The organism is Paenibacillus sp. LS1, assembly GCF_026013365.1.
In the GTDB taxonomy this organism is placed as follows: Bacteria; Bacillota; Bacilli; order Paenibacillales; family Paenibacillaceae; genus Paenibacillus.
The window spans coordinates 1,780,951-1,803,379 of the sequence record NZ_JAPDOE010000001.1; the positions used below are offsets into that span (position 1 = coordinate 1,780,951).

Genomic DNA, 22,429 nt, shown 5'->3' on the forward strand with positions numbered 1-22,429 from the left:
ATTACTTTTTTTCTTCAACTAAGACATTTTTTAAATAATTTGCTTGAAACTCAGAGAATTTAGGGGGGAAAGAGTTCCCTATCATCTGAGCTAGTTCTGTCTTAGAGATATCTGATGGAAACACATAATCAATCGGGAAGGTTTGAAGTAAAGCTGCTTCTCGAGCAGTAATAACTCTATCTTCTGTTGGATGCAGAAACCTTCCTTTAGAAGGGTTAAGGCACCCTCCCGTAATTGTAGAAGATACTTTGTTCCAGCTTAGGCGTCCATAAATGTCTGAAAAGCCAACTCCGCTTTTTTTATGACATTCTAACCAGTGCTCGGGAGGCAGATCCTTTCTACTACCACCATCTTTAGGAATTAAAGCAATAATATTCTTTACCTTCTCACTATGTTTTGTGGTATTTCTATGCATAGGATCTTCACTTATATCTACAGATGGGAGGTCATAAATGTAGTCTTTTACAGTTGTACGTAACGATGGTGAACTTTCAGGGATAGTTACTTGTTTACTCAGAGAACCCAATAAAACTAACCTTTTTCTTCGTTGCGGAACCCCGTAATCCTCGACATTAACTATTTTATAATCTAATTTGTACCCAATTTCAATTAGACGATTAACCGTTTTATCGAAATTAATGTAATTCACAATGCCCGGAACGTTTTCCATCATAATAAACTCTGGTCGTATTCCTTCTACTATTCTTAAAAATTCGAGAATTAATTTATTCCTATCATCATCTATAATATTACCTTTATTACGTGTTCTCACACTAGAAAATCCTTGACACGGAGGACATCCTACAACTAAATTTATTTTTTTATCAGGGGTAACATTTAAAATTTCGTTGACACTAACATTACAAATGTCTTGTTCAATTAGTACAGTTTCAGGGTGGTTCATTTGATAAGCTCTAGCTGCGCTACGATTAATCTCTACCGCAGAAGCAACATCGACTCCTGCTTGCTTTAGTCCTTGGGTTAAACCTCCGCAACCTGCAAACAAATCTATTGCGGTTAAATTCATTACATTCACTTCAATACCACCTCTTGATTGTTCATTATATTCATAAATTCAATCAAAATATCTTTGATAGCCTGTTGAGAATCATCATTTTTATCGATCCATTTCTTAATCAACATGTCCTGCATTATGTTGATAGAAGCTGAGTTATCATTACCAGTCATTATTTCTGATAATTTTGATATTTTATTTTTATAATCTTCCTCTTCCATTACTTCGCCAAGTAAATTTCTATTTTGAAGTAAAATCATATCAGATACGTAATCGTCATCCCAAATGATTTCTTCAGGAGTAAGCTTAGGGAGAAACCTTACACAATTTTTATAAAATTCGATATATCGCTTTTGCGCCTTAACAACTTGATCGTCCCTCTTTTTCCCTTCTCCTCCATCTTTAACGAAATCTATATCTTGGTTTGTAAAGTTTTTAATTTGGTCTTTTAGATAATCCTTGTCATCAAGTAGCTTCGCAGGTAAGGTATCAAAGTCAATACAAATATCGTTAACTTTTTGATCACCATCAAAGATCACAAAACTGTTGCCAGTTTGTTCATTTGCATAATGTTGAATATAATTCTGTTTTATATAAGAAGCACCACCAGGTGTGAAAAAAATACTGAAATTGTCAAATCGATCAGAGTTATTTTTTATGACAGCATTTAAGATTTTTTCAGCTAAATGATCTTCGACATGTATCTTAGCATTATCATACTTTGAAGAAAGTCCTAAATATCTAAACGCTTCGCTCGGGAAACATTCATCGAGAATATCAATTTTAGAAGACTTAGGATTTCTAATAAATCTCTTAATTGCTTCTTTGGGCATTTTCTCTGCAAATGCAGGAGAATGTGTTGACAAGACAATTTGATGCTTATTCACTTTTATTTGCTCTAATAGAAACAATAGTAATAGCTTCTGAGCACCAGGGTGCAAGGAAACCTCTGGTTCATCCAATAAAATCAAACTTCTAGGAGGTGAATTTAAAATCCTATGGACTAAAGTAACTATAGCTATTTCGCCACTACCAGCGTGTGCTTCAGAATAAGAAAAACCATTTTTACTCCATATAACGGATGTTCCCCAACCCTGAAAAAACTTATGATTAATCAGTTTGATATCAACATAATCTTCTTGTAAAATTAAGGCCACTGCCTTTATCTCAGACTCAGTCAACTGAATTACATTTTCATTTTGTATACACCCATGTATTTCATAAATATCACCTGAATCAATTAAATTCTTTAGTTTGGCTGATTGTAACCTTAAATAATCTTGCTTAGAACTTGAACGAAGATGATCTATACTTCCAAAATAAAAGAATTTATCAAAAGCACTTAATTCTTTTCTAAAATCAATGTAAACAAGATTTTTATCAATAGGATTTGAACGTGTTTTACTAGTAGCCATACGATATTTTGCTCTAGGTCGTGAAGTCTCCCAATACTCCATGCTACTACGATTTTTGTGATTCATCTTCTGATAAAGTACAGAATGCTTTTCTCCTTTGTCTACATATTCATAAAAGAAACAATGACGCTCTTGAACATCTCCGAAATCTTCTATTGGATCAAGTTGTGATGAGAACCAGTAATCACTAATAATCGTTCCTTTTGGAGAACCATAAAGCGCATGGAGTGCTGAACTTTTACCAGAACCATTTTTCCCAGTTAAAATAGTTAAAGGGAATTCAAAGTTTATTACTGAATGAAAAGCGAAATTTTTAAAATAGGGAAACGCTATTTTAGTTATATAATTGTCAAAAATCTTTCTTTCTTTCATTATAAGAATAGTATTTACAGCGTTCTCGAACTTCCCATTAAATTCTCCTACTTCCACAAAAAAACCACCTTGTATAAGTTTCTATGTAATTAGTGTCTTTTTTTCTAATCGATCCCTCTTCATCCCCGTTATTTGAAGCTTATTAAACAGGTAGTATCAATTATATCATAATAATACATTCTGATTCTCGGAGGAATGTTCTCACAAAATAAACCGGCAGACCTGTAATAAGCTTCCGCAACTGGCAGCGCTGTGTTGATTGATTCTCGCGATGCCCGCCGTTATGCGGGGCTGGAGGAGCCGATCGATGCGAAGGCCGGACATATTCCGGGTGCTGTCTATCTTGATCTTGAAAAGGACCTTTCCGCTCCGGTCACCGAGCATGGCGGACGCCATCCGCTCCCTGATCCAGCTATGCTCGCAGGTCGCCTTGCCAAAGCAGGCATTGGCTCCAATGCACGCATTATTGCCTATGACGATCAAGGCGGCATGAACGCCTCGCGTCTGTGGTGGCTGCTGCGCTACATGGGGCATGAGCAGGTGTATGTGATGGACGAGGGCTTTTCGGCTTGGCAGAGCGCCAAGTTTCCAGTGACAACGGACGTGCCTATACAGATTCCGTCTTCGTTCGAGTGGAGCCTGCAACCGCAGATGCTCGCAAGTGTCGAAGATGTACAGCACGCATCGGCAAGCGGCAGCGCCGTGCTCATCGACTCTCGCGATGCCCGCCGTTATGCGGGTCTGGAGGAGCCGATTGATGCCAAGGCCGGACATATTCCGGGTGCGGTGAATTATTTTTGGAAAGATGTGTTGGATTGGGATGGACGCTGGACAGATACTGGGGTGTTAGAAGAGCGTTTCAGTAAGCTGGACAAGGATGGTGCGATTATCGTGTATTGCGGATCAGGCGTGTCGGCTTGACCGAACGTGATTGCACTGGAAGAAGCGGGATATACAAATGTGAAATTGTATTCCGGGAGCTGGAGCGACTGGATTAGCTATGAGGGAAATCCGGTGGCTACAGGTAATACGGAAGCGGACAGAGAAGTATAGCAGTGTATCGATGTTGAATACATGGCCAGGTGGCTTATCTGCCCCGGCGATGTATTTTTCTATGTTTTGATTCATGATAATAGAAAAAACCGTGATGGACATCTGTCCACCACGGTTGAATAATGAAATCTATTATTACTTTGTACTTAACGATACATTTGCTGTTAACGTCTTGTCGATCGTCGTCCAGTTTACATAAGCACCTAGTATTTCATTAATGATAGAAACCGGAACTACGGTTTCGCCTTTTAAAAGCTTTGGTACGTTACGATTGAACACTAGTTTATCGTTAATTGAATACACATCTGAACCAATTTGAGCACTTATATTTTTAGCGCCTAATTTGATTTGCGTTGTACGCGTCTTATTATCCCATACTACTGTACCACCCAACAGCTCGGAAATTGTTCGAATCGGTACGTAGAACTCATCGTTATGAACAACCGGTTTGATTGTCGTACCACCTACATTCATGGCAACGTCAACATATTCAAGGAAATCGGTCTTTCGAATGAGTCCATGAACGCCTTTCGTTCGGTCCACGACCTGAGATACTTCGTAATCCGTTGCGGCCGATAGGTACGCATAAGCTACACTTCTATCCATATCAAGCTTATCGGATAAGAATTGAATCGATTCACGTACTGATTCTTTCATTGCTTCATCCAAATCAGGGTCCAATCCAATTGGAATCCAATAATCCTCTGTTTCAGCAAAAGGTTGCGTGAATTCTCCACTATGCGGTAGTGATGGATCACCTTTCTTTAACACCGTTAACCGAACTGTCCCCCTTAAGGAAGCTTCCAATGCAGTTAACGCTACTTCTCCATCTCCTTGAGCAAAGTGTGGATCTCCAGTATAGAATAGCCCGCCTTTAACTTGAATCGGATAATAAATAGTTGCACCAACACCCAACTCATTAATATCCATATTCCCTCCTGTTTCAATAGGCGGGATAGAACTCACAACTTCGCTGGTATTTGGTGCAACCCCCATAACACCTAGAAACGGGTTAATTGGGAAACGTACATTTTTTCCAGTTTTTGTTGGTAATACCCCATACCAATTGCCGTTGATCTCTTCAATAGGCGTAAATATAGATACATTATTATATAATTCCGGTTTTGTTGCGCTAGCTCCCTCTTTTGGGCCTGTATTTTCTGGAAATTCGTTAGGAAGGGCCCCTTTACCATGGCGGTTAGAAATGACACCATATGGAACTCGAGTTTGCAACGAAAGGACTTCTACTTTAAGAACATCTCCTGGCTCCGCTCCCTCAACTGCTACTGGCCCAGTGATAATATGAGGTCCATCTTCTACATAATCATGCTTAATCGCAGAAGCCGCAATCACCTTCGCATCATCCAACACTCCATCGGATGAGATACCGAATTTGCCGAAGTACTCCACTGGATTTCTCCCTTGATCCTCCATCAGTCCCTCGTGCGATACCGTATCAAATGTTACAGCACTTCCTGATGGTACAGTAAGAATCGGAGAGCTGTCTCGATTAGGCAGTGATCCCCAGCGAATGTTCTCAATCGCAGACGTTACATAATAATCACCTTCAACCCTATCGATGGTTGTTGGTTGCAGTGGCATACTAAAGCCCACTGAAGGTAGAGCAAATGTAAACATACTTATAATCCCTACTGAAACCCCAAATTTCCTAATGGTTCGGTTAATAAACATTACATCCCCTCCACTATTTATGTAATATTACCTAACACTTAAATACACACTAACATATAAATATATTTACAACAATGTTTTTTTGTTAATAAAAACAACATTTCAAAGCTATATATCAAGAAAAATTTATAAATACAAATTATACGTCAACATACTTAACATATATAAATTATGTAAAATTTAAATATATTTAGTAAACTTGAGGATTCTCGTTCAGAGATTTGAACAAATAAAATTAAGTTGCAGGGAAATTATGTATGTATTTCATGTATCTGATCCCGCCGTAGGAACACTACTACACTCCGTTCAGGCATAATCACCTCTCCGCACGTGTTTGCACTGGAAGAAGCGGGATTCTCGAATGTGAAGCTGTATTCCGGAAGTTGGAGAAATTGAATTAATTATCAGGAGAATCCAGTGGCTATCGGGGAAAAATAAAGACTAAAGAGCCCACGTTTTGCGTGGGCTTCTTTGTGCTTTCATTATATCCATGTAGCATTTTAGATGCTTACATTTCCGACCTCTGTAACGTTCATATTCAGCCCATGTTTTCGGCATACATCGTAAAAATCTTTTGAAACAATGGGTTTGAAGATATTTATATAATCCAGCATAAAAAATTCATGCTCGCCAATTCGCTCTTCATGAAGGCAGATTTGAGATACAACTTTGACGATCTTACGTGGAGGCTGTTGTACAGATGCAGCAATGACCGCTTTGCGTCCATATTCCGAACGTTCATAATCGAAAACATCCAAACGATCAAGCTGATGTACAGTCCAATAGTTTTTTTCAACTGAACGACCGTCGTGGTAACACACCGTTGTCGGAATAAACTGGGTGTTTGTCTTCGTTTCCTCCAACAGCGTTTTAAAACGATCTGATACGTGTCTCGTTCCTGTAATCGTCTCAAAATAATCCACGTTCAGGTTGCGCACCGTAGACAGCAACTCAACCTCTGCCGTTGTCACCTCTGGCAACGGATTCTCTATCGCCAAATAATTCATTTCTAATTGGGGAGTAAAGGTCGTTCCGCCACTAATAAACCCTCTACGTGGATATTGAGATTCCAGAAAATAATAGTTCATAGAAAGAAGTCTCCTTTCCGAATTATGTGCTTTTCAAGTGTGGAGTGATCTTAAAACCGGGAGAGGCGACAAGGTTCTAATTCATTTCTTGCTTCGCCATCAATAATTTCACTTGCAGCCAAATGCGCAATCAGCGGTGCCAGCGTAATTGCAGAATGCATCACCGTCAGATAAAGTCCATTAATATGATCTTGGAAGCCCACGATCGGATAACCGTCTTCAGGCATGGGTCTCCATCCAACCTTTATGCTTTCCAGTTCCAGTTGATTTCCATGTTTTAGACTACGACGCAATGTGTCGAACGCTCGCTTACCGACCGCCTGCGGTCCGTTTTCCTCCGACTCGTCGATATAATCCTCCGCAGCCACTAGCGTATAATCCGTCAGTTGACGCGCTTCAAATTGCGCATTGGAGATTAATGTGTGTATCAGTTTATTTGCAGTTTTCATCCGAATCAGAATGGAAGGTGATGACGTTACCGGCACGTGACAACCTAACGGGTTACAAAGTTCGGGTGTACCTGTTCCAGCGGCCAATACCACGACATCCGACCCCACAAAACCCTTGGACGTATGAACACCAATCAGGCGGGAACCCTCCTGCTGCAGCTGTGTAACGTTGGTTTCGAACTGAACTTTTGCTCCGAACGCTTGCGCTTTGCTCAACAACAGCTCCGTTACCGCTATAGGGTCCAGCGCACCTTCTTCGCTCACAAAAACCGCTTCATCCGGATATTCCTTCAGATTCGGTTCCAATGCCTCAAGCTGCTCCCGGTTTAATTTTTGAGAGCGATGTTGCTCCCTTAGAGGCGGAGTGTCCCAAGTTAGCGCTCCATGCCAATGAATTTTCAGTTCGGACAGCTCTTGCTGAAGTGTGTGATATGCTTCCACAGCTGCATCATACAAATGCCAGTATTCCGGAGCTACCCTATGAGTCATATGTATCCAGGCAAACGATTTTTCTGTGACTTCACGCGCCGCGGCGGGGTGTCGTTCAATAACAGTGACATCTTGATTTCGTTTAGATAGATGATAGGCCATACACGCCCCAACAATCCCTGCACCAACAATCACAATTTTTTGTTTATTCAAAACCAACTCTCCCTTGTCACCCTATCACCTCAAGGAATCCATTTTCCGAAGTTTGGATGGGTTTTCTCCTATTTCGTTGATTAGACATTCTCCACTAACTTGATCATCTCGTCCAATTGCCCATCGACCGCGAGCGGTGTGTACATCCACCATTTGTCGTAGGATACCTTATGTACGTTTTTATTACGAACAACATTTAAGTTCCTCCATACTTCCGAACGACACAGCTTGCGAAAGGCGGCTTCGGCATACGGGTTTTGCCCATTGACCATGATAAACAATCGCTCCGCGTCATAATGGTGAAGTTCTTCGAATGGAAGCTTTTCCGAGAAGGCGTTATGACCATTATAGTCATTAATAAATTGCTGCACGAGCGGATGAGGCTTCAACTGAAGGGAGCGGTACAGCACATGCCCCATGTTCCGGTCGCCTGCCACGCGAAAGCCTGTATCATCGATCACTAGTGCCGCATACGTATCTTGCAATCCGATAGTGGCACAGAGACGCTCCTTTGTCTGGGTAACTTTAAGCTGATGTTGTTCCATCCATTCTCTGCTTCTCTTACGTTTGTTAACAACGGCAGATACGCTGTCTAACTGTTGGTATACGTCCTGAGATTGCCAGGGGATGCGTACCACTTCGGCGATCGTGGAAAATTGTTCGTATTCCCCAGTCGTCATATGCTCATATCCCAAAATGAGATCAGGCTCCATTTCTCGAATCGCCTCAAGATCGTATGGTGCCCACACAAACGGTTTCATCTCAGGCAAATACGGGCGAACGTACTCGTTGCGAAATAAATGATAATCCGGTGCTCCGATCGGTGTCATGCCAAGTGCAAGCAAATGGGAGGTGAACAGCAGACCGATAACACGCGGCTCATGTTTCTTGATATAGACGCTGGGAGACACGCCTTCTTGCTGTTTGAACCTGCGGCTGAAATAAAATTCGTCCTTGAATCCAACCTGTGTGGCAATGGAGTGCATGTCCCGGCTTGATGATCGCAGCAAACGTTTGGCATGATCTACTCGCACGCGATGCAAATAATCCATTGGGCTTGTTCCTGTTACCTGCCTGAAAATATGGCTATACTGCCTCGTGCCTACGCAGGCGATAGCAGCCAATTCTCCCACCTTCCAGTTGTGCTGGTAATTCTCTTCCATATGAGTGATCGTCCGCAGCACAGCCTCCTTGGTATTCGCTGGCTGATTCACACAAGCCTTGACCGCAAATTGAAAGATCGCTTCCTGCAGCAAAATTCCCCGCCTAAAGCGGCTCATGCCCATATCGGTCGTCCGTAGCTCAGCTATTTGATCCAGTAGTTCCATCAGATTGGCCAAAGGCTGAATTGCAACCACTCGGTTTCCGATCATTGCCAGTGGATGTTCCTCTGGTTCTCCTTCCCAGTCTGCATCAAACTCCAGCTTATGCGCATGCACGATATGTCCAGGCTGATGTTCCCACTCCAAGATCGTTCCGGGGAGAACCAGAATACTGCTGCTTGGAACAATCGGAAGGCGTTGTCCGTCCACAACGGCAACGCCTTCTCCCTCATCAATAACCCACATTGCATAATTGTCGGGTGCAAACATCGTGCGTTCTATACCCGAATAAAACGTATATACATCAAGCCCAATCCAACGTAAACGCACGTTATCCATGGGCAAATCGAAGTTCTGCCACTCCACCGTATGTCACCTTTTCCTAAATGAAAACAATTCTCATCTACACTTATTGTACGACAATTCAGATATGCAGAAAAGCCCCCTTGATCCAGGGAGCTTTTACACCAGTTCTTCATTATTGCTTATGTTGTTTGAACAATTCCACCGCTTCATCCAGCAAAGCATCCGTGGAGAATAACGTGTACGACCACCATTTGTCATGTGGCACAATGAAGACGTTGCCGTTTTTGACAGCAGGGAGGTTTTTCCACAGGCTAGATTCCTGCATTTTCTCATAAAATTCTGTCGAACCCGGTTGGGTATCATTGACCTTAATGATCAAATAATCCGCGGTAAGCTCCGGCAATTTCTCCAGTGACTGCGGCTCCGTGTACACGACGAATCCATCGCTTTTATCAACCTCTTCCTGAACCCATGGCATACGCTTTAATCCAAGCAGATCGTGCAATACGAACCCCATGTTTCGGGTGCCAGCGACTTGGAATGAATCCTTGAAGATTTCAACAGCCGCCACCGTCTGGTCTGCTCCAACAAGGTTACTCATTTCTGCTTTGCGTTCTGCTACTTTGGTCTCGTGTTTCGTTATCCATTCTTCAGCTTCCGCTTTTTTGCCCACGATATCGCCAATATATCTCAGTTGATCGTACAGATTATCTTCCCATGGATAGATCACCGTTGGAGCGATTTTCTCCAATTGTTCGATCACATCCGATTCAACAAAGGAGGATGCGATGATCAGATCAGGCTGAAGTGCTGTCACTGCTTCCATATTCGGTGGGTAGTCTCCGGCGATTTCAACTTCGCTGGCTGCATTTTTCAAATAATAATCCTGATCGATTTCATATTGAAGTCCACCTACTGGCGTAATGCCCAGAGCCAACAGTTGCGTTGTTGCACTGATAGAAAAAATGCGCTGCGGCGTCACGGGAATCTCTTTTGTTCCGGTAGGATCCGTGAAAGATTTCGTTTGGGAAGCGTTGGAGGATGCCGTCTCTTCCTGACTCGCAGTTCCTGCGTCCGTTGATGACGAAGCCGTCTGACTTCCGTTAGCCGTACCGCTATCGGCCTGTGTGCCACATCCCGCCATAATAAAAACCAACAGCAATATCATTGCCGCAAACATCATGCTATACGTACCTCTTCGTTTCATTGAATGAATCTCCTCGCTTTGCAGTATTCAGTAATGAGAATCAATATCACTTAGAATAGAATACCGGACATCCCTCTTCTTTGCACATGGAGAATTCGGCGATTTTCTTTAGATCATTGAGAGGTCATGACAGAATACACACACCTATGTACCAACGAAGTCTGCAATCTGATCCAATAGCGCTATGCCATACTAGTTGTGCTCACAAATAAACAGGGACCTCTCACCATGATCGTAAGGGGCCCCTGTCTATGAACTTGTTATATAGTTAATTTCCGTTAAGTGATGGTAAGGCCGCCGCTTGCATATCCGGCTACGGTTGTAGCCACATCAATTCCGGCTGTTACGGAAGCTGAGAAGACCATAAGCAGGCGGTCACCTGCAGCTACCGGAATATTTAGTCCCGTAGTCAATCCGCTGGATATTGTGCCCAGTGCTAAAATGCCAGTCAGTGGAGGAGCCAAGGTTGCTAATGCCCCCGGTACAGCTGTAAAGGAGTTATTAGGTGCAGTGGAACGGAATAATTGTGCAGTTATAGTTACTGTAGATCCAACCAAGCTAAGTCCAGCTGTCGTGCTGAAATAACCGGCCAGTGAAGTAATCGTTCCTGCACGCGATGCCGAGAAAGCAAAGTTAAGCAACGTGCCCGCAGCGCCTGTGAGATCAATAATTCCTCCGTTAACACTTACTCCTGTAGCACTGTTGCCAAAACCAACTAAGCTGGAAGTATTCAAAAGTCCACCCAAAACTGTAGTCAACACCACTGGAAGTCCTGATGCATAAGGAATAATTGCTCCAGAACCTGTTGCACCCGTAGCTCCCGTTGTACCTGGCGTACCTGTCGCTCCTGTCACTCCCGTTGTACCTGGCGTGCCTGTCGCTCCCGTTACTCCCGTTGTACCTGGCGTGCCTGTCGCCCCCGTTACTCCTGTTGTACCTGCTGTGCCTGTCGCTCCGGTTGTACCCGCTGTGCCTGTTGCTCCTGTTACTCCCGTTGTACCTGGTGTGCCTGTCGCTCCTGTTACTCCCGTTGTACCTGGTGTGCCTGTCGCTCCTGTCAATCCGGTTGTACCTGGCGTGCCTGTTGCTCCTGTCACTCCCGTTGTACCCGCTGTGCCTGTTGCTCCTGTCACTCCGGTTGTACCCGCTGTGCCTGTTGCTCCTGTCACTCCGGTTGTACCCGCTGTGCCTGTTGCTCCTGTCACTCCGGTTGTACCTGGCGTGCCTGTTGCTCCTGTCACTCCCGTTGTACCTGGTGCGCCTGTTGCTCCGGTTACTCCCGCTGTACCTGGTGTGCCTGTTGCTCCGGTTACTCCCGCTGTACCTTGTGCGCCTGTTGCTCCGGTTACTCCCGCTGTACCTTGTGCGCCTGTTGCTCCGGTTACTCCCGCTGTACCTTGTGCGCCTGTTGCTCCTGTCACTCCCGCTGTACCTGGTGTGCCTGTTGCTCCTGTCACTCCCGCTGTACCTGGCGTGCCTGTCGCTCCCGTAGTTCCGGTTGCGCCTGTAGCTCCGGTGACGCTTGGGGTTTCACCCAGCAATTCGGAAGAAACCAACCGATGGGCTGTTACCAAAGCGCCTGTGCTGCTCTTACCCCATACGGATACTTGAAGAGGATCATTAACCGTCGCTGATGTTGTAAAAGTAAACTCGAAGGCATCAAAATTGGCATAATAATTGTTGGTAATTACTTGATTGGGTGTGATGTCAAGAGATTCACTGACATACAAAACTCTTATTCCACCATCTAGGTAATACCCTTGTATTTGTACGGTTGAGGCTGTCACATCACTGCGGTTATCTATTCTGACGGTAACTGTCTGAGTCGGTCTTACACCGCTAACAGCATTATTTTCAATCGGCCCTGTTGATAAAAAGCTCATCGCTACATCTCCTTTTTTGAGTAGATTTTATCGGCTAGATGTTCTTGACTGTTTTTTCGTGCTCTACAACACGATGTGCATCAACCAATTGTCCGGAAGCTTGTTTTCCCCAAACCGAGATCCCTACTTCTTCAACACCTTCCGTACTTGTTTCAAAGACAAACTCAAAAGCATCTAAATCTGCAAAATAATTTCTGGTTACTGCTTCATTAGCCGCAATACTGAGCACTTCACTCACATACAGCGTTCTTGTTGTGCTTAGCACATACCCCCGAACGGATACTGTTATAGAGTCCACTGTAGCCCGATTTACCAATCTAATTGTTACCTGTTGTGTCGGTCTAACCCCGGAAACCGGATTGTTTTCAATCGGCCCAGTTGATAAAATAGCCATTTTCCCCATCCCACCTTTTATGAACCTCTTACTCTAGCAGTATTTGGCATTAAGCTCACTTGATAGTAATATTCATACTCTAAATCAACGGTGTGGACAAAACACAGGGGACAATTTCACCATTATGCTAGTGAAGGTTGAACAACAAGTAAGCGAGTATTTTGTTTTATAACCCAAATCGATTCCAGAAAAAAAACAAACGACCGTTCCCCCATTAGATCTCAGGGAAACGGCCGCAGCTTAAGACGCTTTTTATTATTCGTGTTTACTTGATGAGGTTATGAACAGGATGATGGGATGTACTACATTAATATCTTCCGCGAGCTCCATTTCCTATCTAAAAGACTCATCCTTCGTAATTAAAGATTGCCGGAATAGCTGGCTCAGCTCCAGGAACTGATCTACCTCCAAACGGTGTACTGGTCTGAGCTCTTCGCTGCTTCTGGCTCTGGAATGAAGCGTAAGCTTCAGCCCTTCTTGTTGCAGCAAATACTTCGCATTGACCGGATAATGTCGTCCCTCAAACAAGTGAAGTGGACCGAGCAAGGTCTGTAATCGTTCGGCTCTTGGTTGATTCTGCTGCCAATTTTCGATGATCCATACGTACAAGTCCGGATGAAAGTTAGTTAGAATGCCACTGTAGCCGTGTGCACCTGCTTGCAGCGATCTAAGATACGAAGTGCCGTTAGCGTTATAAATTTTGAGCGGTGTCCCTTGAACGGCTGCGACCTTCTGACGAATCTGTTCCAGATCACAGCTTGTTTCCTTGAGAAAGAAAAAACGGCCGCTATCTGCGCACCACTTCAGCAATTCCGGAGACAATAAGCGATGGTAAGGAATTGGACATTCGTACAGCCCCAGCTTCACATCTGGTAGCCGTTCCATGATGGTGCTCAGATTGCGTTTCCACACCTCATCGTCGTCATCGGGACCTGCTATACGGCTTGTCACAAGAATGACAGCATCGACACCTGTCTGCGCAATTGCCGTTAACTCCGTAATTTGCTCCTCCAAATCATCCGAATTATGACCGGAAGCAACAACCGGCACTCTCCCTTTTGTTTTCTCCACCACGAATTTGGCCAAGTCTACTCTCTCTTGTAGCGATAGATGGAGCATTTCACTAGAAAGACAAACCGCGAATAGACCGTGCACACCTTTATCCAAATACCACTCGATTAATTCTTCTAATGCCGTATAGTCAATCTCATTGTCCTCCGTAAACGGAGTGAGCATAACTGGCCACACGCCGTCCGGGAATAAAGTATCGTTCAACATACTGCCTCCTCGCTGACGCCAATTCCATTCTCAGAGATGGCGACCTCCTGATATAATAAGTTCATACCTATCCCCATTATAAAATTGTAAATGCTATTATCGAATGACATAATAACGCCATTTCATGACATCATGTCGCCATGCGTGTCGTGCTGGAGAGAGTGTGGGTGAATCGGAATGGACATCGTTCAATATCAATTCTCGAATTTTTCCAAAATCCATAACGTCGATCTGAAATTGTACTATTGCGGCACAGAGCAATGCTTGCCTGGGCATGAGGTAGGCCCTATGGTGCGTGATTATTACAAAATCCATTATATCCATAGCGGTAAGGGGCGTTTCCAGACTGGAGGCCGAACGTACACGTTAGAAAAAGGGCAAGGATTCCTGATCAGTCCAGAGAAGCTGGCGCATTACCAGGCCGATGATAATGCTCCATGGACATACTCCTGGATCGCATTCAACGGCATGCAGGTGGAACGCTATCTCAAGCGATCATCCTTATCCAACGAACAGCCGGTATTTTCGTCCAATCGGGACGAGTATATTCAATCCTGCTTTTTGGAGATGTTCAAAGCAACGGAGCATAACCTGACAGACGAACTTCGGCTGTTGGGCGCCCTCTATTCCTTCCTGTCTGTCATATTGGACCCAGCTTCCATGCCCGTTACCTCACCGGGTGCGAGAGGCCAATATGTGGAACAAGCCATTTCATTCATCGAGCACAACTATGCGACGGATCTAAGTGTCGAACAATTGGCCGTACGCTTGAAGATCAATCGCAAATATCTGTCCAAAATCTTCAAGGACACCACCGGGTTCACACCTCAACAGTACATGATTCAATACCGGATGAATCGCGCCAGCGAACTTATTCAGAAGTCTTCCCTTTCGATGAATGAGATCGCATGCAGCGTCGGGTACAAAGACCCTTTCCAATTCTCGCGTATGTTCAAAAAAGTGATGGGTGCAGCTCCACGAGATTACCGCAACGAAAAAAAGGAGTAACCTGTCCGAATCGTCCGTACGATTCTCCAATCACTTCAATTGTCAGGTTCTGACGATCAAGTCAGAACTGTACGTCCAGGTCGTCACCGTCATGATCAATTGAAAAAGCCCGCACCATATGGCGCGGGCTTTTTCCCGAATATACTCGGATCAAACTTTTCCGATACTTTGCTTTATTCAGCAATCATCTTAGGGAACTCATCCAGCAACATATCGCTCGTCAGCATATCTTCATAATTCCATTTGGACTCGATAAAAGTAATTTTCCCGCTTTGCACAGCAGGGAGTTTTTTCCAAAGTGGTGTTTCCAGCAGTTCCTTGAAGGACGATTCGGCTTCATCATTCTCAGGATACAATACAAACAGATGGTCACCTACCAGCATCTCGTGCATCAGCTCAGGTGATATCTCAATGAACGGGGAGCCTGCAGCTGGCTCAATACCTTTCACCTTCTCAGACATCTTATAGCCTTGCGGCTGGTACAACAGTTCAGGTACTCCGCCTGTTTTCATCAGATACATCGTCCGATCCCAATAATACATCAGCACCACAGCTGTTTCGCCTTCAGCGACTTGGCCTTGATCCCGTATCTCACTCCACATCTTCTCTGCTTTGACATTATAATCAGCCAGCAGTTGCTTGGCCTCATCCTGTTTGCCTACAATTTCCCCGATTACCGGAAGACGCTCGTTCAATGGCAGATTCTGATCAAAGACAACAGTCGGTGATATTTTGGATATTTCATCATACTGCTTATCCAGTACATAACCCAGCATGGTCAGATCAGGTTCCAGGGACAGGATTTTCTCAAAACTCGTGGGAAAGCCAATGTCCTCTGCTGGTGTGATCTCTTTATCCTCATATGCCGAATTGGTAATAAATCTACGGTCGATCCCGACAGGCTGTACACCCAGCGCAAGAAGATCTCCAATGGAATTGCCCTGAAGCACAACACGTTGCGGTTTCTCCGGTATACTGACTTCATGTCCCTGGTTGTCCGTGTATAGCCTTTCGGAAGGCGTTGTACTGGCCTGTTGACTCGTTTGTGTTCCTACAGTGGATGTAGAGGTTGTGCTTGCAGTCCCCCCGGCAGGTGCGCAAGCGCTGACCATAATGGTCAGGCATAACAGCATGACAGCCCCCAATGATACTTTGGTATTTCTGTACATCGATAAATCGTTCCTCTCCATATGTTGATAATGATTATCATATTCATTACCAATATAACCTTGTCTTCTGCGTTCTGCATTAGACAATCTAAGCCTGGTTATAGGACGATCCATTCTTTTGGTTTGATCACGAGCTTCTGACCTATAATTACCGGGTGTTACTCCGACCGTTTTCTTGAAAATGCGGATAAAGTAAGATAAATCCGTGTAACCCACGCCCGACGCCACTTCCTGTAAAGAAGCCTCTGTTTGTTCCAGCAATTCACACGCTATTTCCATTCGAACTTGAATCAGATAATCAATGAGACTGTTTCCGGTCTTCATTTTGAACTGTTTTGCCACATAAGGAGCACTATAGTTAAGCCGCTCAGCAACCGTGGATAACGTTATTGATTCCCTGTAATGTTCACGGATGTATTGAGTGGCTTGCTCAACTAGATCAGGTTTAACATTAGCTTCCGTATGTATCTTCCATTGTCTCTCGACTTCGTACGCAAACTGATACAGCTGCGATTTCACATGCAATCGTTCCAGTGAGTTAGGCTTCAGCCATATGTGAAGCATTTTCTTAAGTTGAAGCAGTAATTCCACCGAATCATAGGGAGCAAAAGCATATTGCCTTTGAAATGGACTGCTGCTCTCAAATTGCCTTTGGACAGACGGTAGAGCCGTGTTGGAGAGAGAAGTTTTATATAACACCAGATAGTATTCCATTCTCTCTCTAACCGGACCGATGTCCAGACGCCCTCCCTTCCCACTATGGATAATATAAAAACGTTCAACATCATGCTTCACACCATCGAGCCGAAAACAAGCGGTACCACGAGCAATATATAAATATCCAGATGCAGGAAAGCGGTAGGAGCTCAACGCTTCACCTGGATTCAGAAACTTATAGCGAATATCCATGAGTTGGATATTGGCATAATCCCATAACATTAAGTCATCTTCGTTCAAAATAATTTCCCCCTTTCCTATGGGAAGTATAATTGATAACGATTATCATTTACAACAAAATTTTAACTGCTACATCCTTCGTTTAGTTCAAAACGAAAGATTTTCGATTTCATAGATATATCGACATTCAACATATCTTCATTCAAGCTTCATTCTTTCCCTCTCACTTCTATAGTAAGATGATGTGGACTTACCCATGAACTAGATACTGCAATTCCACAAGGAGGATTTCCATATGAAAAGTTATCTTGTGTTCGGTGCAAGCAAAGGATTAGGAGATGCCTTCGTCAGAGGTGTGCCCGAACAGGGCGATAAAGTCTGGGTCGTTTCTCGAAGCAGACCGGAAAGCCTGGACTTGAGTGATGGTGTACAGCGGATATGGATACAGGCAGATCTTTCTGAGTTGAATGCCGCCACCATTGTTACGGACCAGTTGAAGAATGAACCTTTGGATGTACTCATATACAATGTAGGCATTTGGGAGAAGGAAGGCTTCGAGGATCACTATACGTTTGATAAAGACGAGCCTGCGGACATCAGTCAGCTGATCCATGTCAATATCACTTCAACCATCGTATGTATTCAGGTATTATTGCCTCATCTACGACAATCTGCAGCGGGCAAAATTATTCTCATTGGTTCAACAGCGGGTCTGAATAATGCCAATAGTACACAAGTATCTTTTGTCGCCTCCAAGTTTGCCATTCGAGGAATCACAGAGGCTTTAAGAGAACATACCAGACATGACGGCATCGCCGTTACATGTATTAATCCCGGAGAACTGGCAGCGGAGATCCCTTATGAAGAAGGACCGGATCGAGCTCTGGCTGAGTATGACGGAACACGTATTCCGCTTCAGGATATGGTTTCTATCGTTCGTTGTATCGTGAATTTATCCAAAGCAACCTGTGTAAAAGAAATCAACATGCCAGCACTAACGGATATGAACACCTAGCTAGAATAAGAATATTCCTATACTTAACGATGCAGAAAAAAGCCCGCTTCTCTTCAATGAGAGCGGGCTTTTGGCACAGTTTAACCATCAATACTCTATATTTTAAACCCTTTTACAAGGTCGTTAAGACGTATAGCACTTTCCTTCACTTGATCCGACTGACTCGTTACTTGCAATGATTGCTCGGTAGAGGACACCATATGTTCAGCAATATGCTGACTTGATGCAGCGGATTGCTCACTAGCCGTCGCAATCTCATGAATGGCTCTCACCAACGTCTCAACGGTTTCATTCACCTGACGCGCCGTCGTGTGGAGATCATTCACTGTGTTGGCTTGTTCAACTGCATGAGTGTAATACTCATCTGCCGTATCTTCCAACAATTTATAATCATTCCCCACCTGATTGAACATAAAGGTAAGCATTTCCTTCGCGCTAGAAGACAGAAGAGCGACAGACGCTGTAACTTCACTTGTAACATGCCGAATCTCGTCTGCCGCTTGTCTGGAGCCATCTGCCAATTTGCGGATCTCCTCAGCTACAACGGCAAAACCACGTCCTGCTTCACCTGCACGAGCCGCTTCAATGGAAGCATTCAATGCGAGCAAGTTGGTCTGCGAGGTAATATCCAGAATGGACTGGGACAGAACACCGATCTGGTCCACTGCATGGGCACGCTCCAACGCATCATTCATCTTCACGCTTGCACTTGTATACATATCCTGGGCTGCCTTACTAGACACGCTAGCCTCCTGCTTCAGAACCTCAGCTTTGCCGCTAGTAACACTAGCAGACTCGGCCTTCTCCTTGGTACGGGCGGAGATGTATTCAGCCGCTCGAAGGACCTCATTAACGGATTGATTCATATTTTCAGTATATGCAGAAGTCTCTTCCATCGTTGCCGACAACTCTTCTACCGTTGCAGACACCTCACGTATGCGCTCATTGAGTTCCGACATATTTTGATTCGTGAGGTCACTCATCTCATTGATCTGCTGAGACTCATTCACCACACTTGTAATTACATTCGAAGTGGAACCCGTCATTTTATGAATGGCACGGGCAATGACACTAATTTCATTCTTACCTTGAAGCAACTGGGGAGCAATGGTAGCTGCCAGGTTGCCTTGTGTAACCTCTTCACAGTAGCTATTGATTGCACGCATCCGACGACGAATATTTCGAATCGTCAGATAGGACATAATGACCAAAACAGCCAGTGAAGTGAGGAGAACTATACCAAGAAACAGGGCTGCATCTCGAATGGTATCTTGGGTTTGCGCATATAATTTCGCAGATTCTTCTTCATTATATGTACTTAACTTCGTAACCGTTTCCACAATAGCTGTACTGCTTTTATTAATTCGATCTCTCTCATCATCATCGTAGGTTCCCGTTGTTTTCTTGACGTTCATAATCTGTTCAATGTCCTGGTCGTAAATTTCCAGCTTCCCCTTGAGATCATTAAAGATTTCTTGTTCTGTTGCATCAAGAGTTCTTGCGGAAAACTCGTCCATCCCACCCATAACATTTTTCTTATTCTTCTGAACTTGCTCATATTGCTTGTCCGTATATTCTTGTTTGTCGAGAAGCTTCGTATAATTGGCTCTCATGTTATAGAAATCAGCCTTAATCTCCAAAATATTGGTCTGATGCAAGAATCGATCTGTATATAACGCGCCCTGTGCCAGTCTTACGTCATTCATGCCAAATATGCCGAATAAAAATAATACAACGAGTCCAATCAAACTAACGGCGATCATTAATATCAAGGTTGTCGTTATCTTCAGCTGTTGAATCCCACTCCCCCTTGATTTACTACTCCCTGATTTCTTAGCCATACATACTCCTCCGGTTCTCCATAGGTCTATATTTCACAACGTGATACTTATAGTATCGGTGCATAGTGGTCTCAATTGTTAGCTGCATGTGAAGTTCTGCATTCTTCTTTCCCCAATATGATGTTACTTCCACGCCTTTCTCGATCCAATCCTATTCCCATTTCTGTTGATTTTTTTTCGTTTAGCCTACAGGAATCTACATAAATATATATATTATTCCGACATATAATTAGGCGCTTTTAGCTTAATACACATCTGGGGAGATGGAACATGTCAAACATTTTAAAGAAGCGGGGACTAAAGAAAGCACGAACATCCAGCATCGCGAACACATTATCCATTGTGCTATTGGTCATTATCGTTGTCGTCTTTGCCGTTCTGGGGACGTTCATGTATTCAAGCACACAAAATATTCTGGTCAAACAACAAGAGTCTATGCTTCAGACCAAGACACAAGCGATTGTAAGTGAGTTCGATGCATTATTCAAAGAAAAAGGTTCACTGGTCAAACAAATGTCTACCAATAAGTTGTTTCGGCAATACATAGAAACGACCGAATCGGCAGAGGTCGCGGCCAGTTCCACATACGCAGCGGAAACTCAGGAAACGCTCGCAGCCATCGTGAAGGAAGAGCCTTCGTTCGCTGATGCCTGGATCGCAGGTTTGGGAGGTAAAGGCTTCTGGCTACAGAATGATGGTGCGGCTTCCGCCCCGGATTTTGATATCCAAACACGCCCATACTATAATCCGGCTGTAGCCGCAGACGGGTTATATTTCTCCGATCCGTACATTGATCTGGCAACAGGCAGTGTGCTCATGGGCATATTTTATCCAATCAAAGATGACAATGGTCAGCTCATCGGTTTTGCCGCGGCTGATATTGCATTCAAGGATATCCCGGCGATAATGGAGAGCTACTCACTGGGGAGCACGGGTTATTCCATTCTACTTTCCAAGACCGGAGATATTCTTTACCATCCGGATCAGGAGAAAGTGTTGAAAGAAAAGATTACGGACACTACTGGCGATATTGGGGACATCGGCAAGAAGATGATCGCTGGAGAGTCAGGTGTGCAGCTAATTAATGACAATGGGGAAAGTCGTTATATCGGCTACGCAACCAGTAAAGATACAGGGTGGTCCGTAGGTCTGACCATATCCGAGAAAGAAGTTCTTGCGGAATTAAAAACATTCACATGGATTACGCTTGGCGGATTCGCCGTTGCTACCATCCTGCTCGTGATCATCAGTTATATTACACTCCGTTATCTGCTCAGAGCAATTCCACAACTGCTTGCCAAGATCAAGCTGATTGAACAAGGGGATCTGACAGTTCAGCTGGATGCGAAGTCCAATAATGAGATCGGTCAGATTGCTCAGGGCTTGAATTCCATGGTGCAGAAGATTCAAGGAATGTTACAGATGGTCGGCAGCTCGGCTCATGTCCTGAACCAGTCTTCTAACGATCTGCAATCGATATCTTCAAGAACGGCAGGGACCATGAACGATACGTCTACAGCCATCAATGAGATTGCCAATGCGACCAATTATCAATCGATTGAGACGGAAAATATTTTACGCAAAACAGGTTCATTATCGAATCAAATCGATGAAATCGCGACGGATGCTCAAGCGATCGAGACGATGGTGCAGACATCTGTTGATCAGAGCGGCCAAGGACTCTTAGTCGTTGAACAACTCTCCAAATGGGCTGAGGAAAATCACAATTCAACACAGGCAATGTCCTCCATTATTCAGGAGATTGATCTGAGCCGTAATGAAATATCCAGTTTTGTGGACACCGTAAAACAAATTGCTTCACAGACCAACCTGCTGGCACTCAATGCATCGATTGAAGCTGCACGTGCTGGTGAACAAGGCAGAGGTTTTGCTGTCGTGGCCGAAGAAGTGCGCAAGCTTGCGGAACAAACTGCACAGGCTACAGAGGAAATCAACAAGAAGGTACGTGTGATTGAAGAGAAAACCAACATCTCGGTTGAACATACCGTGCGCGGCATGAAAATTGCGGATGAAAATGCCAAATCCGTAGAGGACACGAAACAAGTCTTCTTTAGTATTAACAAGGACCTGGAAGATTTGAAATTACGCATGGTCCAGATTACGGGCAATACAACCAATGTTCATAAGCATAAAGATGAGATTTTCCAAGCGCTGGAGATTATCTCGTCCACTACAGAAGAGAACTCTGCTTCAACAGAAGAAGTTAGCGCCAGCACACTGGAACAATTGGATAGTATTGAACAGGTGGCTGATCTTTCGAAGCAGTTGAATCAGTTATCCAATAAATTGCAAGACGAATTGAGCCAGTTCAAGGTCGAATAGTACAAGTGACGGTCTCCACCCTCTTCTCATTTGCGCCTGA

15 protein-coding genes and 1 pseudogene are annotated in these 22,429 nt (G+C 44.1%); 4 read left to right on the forward strand and 12 right to left on the reverse strand.

The window, feature by feature from the left end; all coding sequences use genetic code 11:
* Window position 1 precedes the first annotated feature (1 nt).
* Both OM416_RS07780 and OM416_RS07785 read right to left on the reverse strand, forming a co-directional pair.
* Window positions 2-1,027: a DNA cytosine methyltransferase gene (locus OM416_RS07780; protein WP_264928889.1), complete on the reverse strand. Its 1,026-nt coding sequence runs from the start codon at window positions 1,025-1,027 to the stop codon at window positions 2-4.
* A gap of 5 nt (window positions 1,028-1,032) precedes the next feature.
* Window positions 1,033-2,859, reverse strand: coding sequence for an ATP-dependent nuclease (locus tag OM416_RS07785; protein WP_264928223.1), 1,827 nt, complete (start codon window positions 2,857-2,859; stop codon window positions 1,033-1,035).
* Between the two features lie 198 nt (window positions 2,860-3,057).
* Between OM416_RS07785 and OM416_RS07790 the strand changes: the two are divergent.
* A pseudogene (locus tag OM416_RS07790) lies at window positions 3,058-3,855 on the forward strand (sulfurtransferase).
* Window positions 3,856-3,990: 135 nt separating this feature from the next.
* On the opposite strand, the gene OM416_RS07795 reads toward OM416_RS07790, so the two are convergent.
* The 8 genes from OM416_RS07795 to OM416_RS07830 form a co-directional block, all read right to left on the reverse strand.
* On the reverse strand, window positions 3,991-5,547 hold the full coding sequence (locus OM416_RS07795) for an acetamidase/formamidase family protein (protein WP_264928225.1): 1,557 nt from the start codon (window positions 5,545-5,547) through the stop codon (window positions 3,991-3,993).
* A 500-nt stretch (window positions 5,548-6,047) separates the two neighbouring features.
* On the reverse strand, window positions 6,048-6,635 hold the full coding sequence (locus tag OM416_RS07800) for an imm11 family protein (protein WP_264928228.1): 588 nt from the start codon (window positions 6,633-6,635) through the stop codon (window positions 6,048-6,050).
* Window positions 6,636-6,685: 50 nt separating this feature from the next.
* A complete protein-coding gene (locus OM416_RS07805; protein ID WP_264928229.1) occupies window positions 6,686-7,726 on the reverse strand; it encodes an NAD(P)/FAD-dependent oxidoreductase in 1,041 nt (346 codons plus the stop codon).
* A gap of 80 nt (window positions 7,727-7,806) precedes the next feature.
* A complete protein-coding gene (locus OM416_RS07810; RefSeq protein WP_264928232.1) occupies window positions 7,807-9,414 on the reverse strand; it encodes an AraC family transcriptional regulator in 1,608 nt (535 codons plus the stop codon).
* Between the two features lie 112 nt (window positions 9,415-9,526).
* A complete protein-coding gene (locus OM416_RS07815; protein WP_264928234.1) occupies window positions 9,527-10,561 on the reverse strand; it encodes an ABC transporter substrate-binding protein in 1,035 nt (344 codons plus the stop codon).
* A gap of 278 nt (window positions 10,562-10,839) precedes the next feature.
* Window positions 10,840-12,444 (reverse strand): exosporium glycoprotein BclB-related protein, encoded by a 1,605-nt coding sequence (locus tag OM416_RS07820; RefSeq protein ID WP_264928237.1) that lies wholly within the window; start codon window positions 12,442-12,444, stop codon window positions 10,840-10,842.
* 34 nt (window positions 12,445-12,478) lie between these two features.
* Window positions 12,479-12,838, reverse strand: coding sequence for a hypothetical protein (locus tag OM416_RS07825; RefSeq protein WP_264928239.1), 360 nt, complete (start codon window positions 12,836-12,838; stop codon window positions 12,479-12,481).
* 333 nt (window positions 12,839-13,171) lie between these two features.
* On the reverse strand, window positions 13,172-14,116 hold the full coding sequence (locus OM416_RS07830) for a dihydrodipicolinate synthase family protein (RefSeq protein ID WP_264928241.1): 945 nt from the start codon (window positions 14,114-14,116) through the stop codon (window positions 13,172-13,174).
* Window positions 14,117-14,293: 177 nt separating this feature from the next.
* Between OM416_RS07830 and OM416_RS07835 the strand changes: the two genes are divergently transcribed.
* Entirely contained in the window at window positions 14,294-15,124 is an 831-nt protein-coding gene (locus tag OM416_RS07835; RefSeq protein WP_264928244.1) for an AraC family transcriptional regulator, read from the forward strand.
* Between the two features lie 173 nt (window positions 15,125-15,297).
* Here the strand turns inward: OM416_RS07835 and OM416_RS07840 are convergent, their stop codons facing one another.
* Window positions 15,298-17,250, reverse strand: a complete 1,953-nt coding sequence (locus OM416_RS07840) for an AraC family transcriptional regulator (protein ID WP_264928247.1) — start codon at window positions 17,248-17,250, stop codon at window positions 15,298-15,300.
* A gap of 235 nt (window positions 17,251-17,485) precedes the next feature.
* Here OM416_RS07840 and OM416_RS07845 point away from each other — a divergent pair, with 235 nt between their 5' ends.
* Window positions 17,486-18,205, forward strand: a complete 720-nt coding sequence (locus OM416_RS07845; RefSeq protein ID WP_264928249.1) for an SDR family NAD(P)-dependent oxidoreductase — start codon at window positions 17,486-17,488, stop codon at window positions 18,203-18,205.
* Between the two features lie 95 nt (window positions 18,206-18,300).
* Here OM416_RS07845 and OM416_RS07850 read toward each other — a convergent pair whose 3' ends face one another.
* Complete coding sequence (locus OM416_RS07850) at window positions 18,301-20,046, reverse strand: methyl-accepting chemotaxis protein (protein ID WP_264928252.1); 1,746 nt, start codon at window positions 20,044-20,046, stop codon at window positions 18,301-18,303.
* A gap of 270 nt (window positions 20,047-20,316) precedes the next feature.
* Here OM416_RS07850 and OM416_RS07855 point away from each other — a divergent pair, with 270 nt between their 5' ends.
* Window positions 20,317-22,389 (forward strand): methyl-accepting chemotaxis protein, encoded by a 2,073-nt coding sequence (locus OM416_RS07855; protein ID WP_264928253.1) that lies wholly within the window; start codon window positions 20,317-20,319, stop codon window positions 22,387-22,389.
* The last annotated feature ends 40 nt before the right edge of the window (window positions 22,390-22,429 follow it).

Bases quoted from the DNA above. Each gene is read 5' to 3' on its own strand.
- OM416_RS07780 (WP_264928889.1), bottom strand. From the start codon at position 1,027: ATGAATTTAACCGCAATAGATTTGTTTGCAGGTTGCGGAGGTTTAACC.
- OM416_RS07795 (WP_264928225.1), bottom strand. From the start codon at position 5,547: ATGTTTATTAACCGAACCATTAGGAAATTTGGGGTTTCAGTAGGGATT.
- OM416_RS07800 (WP_264928228.1), bottom strand. From the start codon at position 6,635: ATGAACTATTATTTTCTGGAATCTCAATATCCACGTAGAGGGTTTATT.
- OM416_RS07815 (WP_264928234.1), bottom strand. From the start codon at position 10,561: ATGAAACGAAGAGGTACGTATAGCATGATGTTTGCGGCAATGATATTG.
- OM416_RS07820 (WP_264928237.1), bottom strand. From the start codon at position 12,444: ATGAGCTTTTTATCAACAGGGCCGATTGAAAATAATGCTGTTAGCGGT.
- OM416_RS07825 (WP_264928239.1), bottom strand. From the start codon at position 12,838: ATGGCTATTTTATCAACTGGGCCGATTGAAAACAATCCGGTTTCCGGG.
- OM416_RS07830 (WP_264928241.1), bottom strand. From the start codon at position 14,116: ATGTTGAACGATACTTTATTCCCGGACGGCGTGTGGCCAGTTATGCTC.
- OM416_RS07835 (WP_264928244.1), top strand. From the start codon at position 14,294: ATGGACATCGTTCAATATCAATTCTCGAATTTTTCCAAAATCCATAAC.
- OM416_RS07845 (WP_264928249.1), top strand. From the start codon at position 17,486: ATGAAAAGTTATCTTGTGTTCGGTGCAAGCAAAGGATTAGGAGATGCC.
- OM416_RS07850 (WP_264928252.1), bottom strand. From the start codon at position 20,046: ATGGCTAAGAAATCAGGGAGTAGTAAATCAAGGGGGAGTGGGATTCAA.
- OM416_RS07855 (WP_264928253.1), top strand. From the start codon at position 20,317: ATGTCAAACATTTTAAAGAAGCGGGGACTAAAGAAAGCACGAACATCC.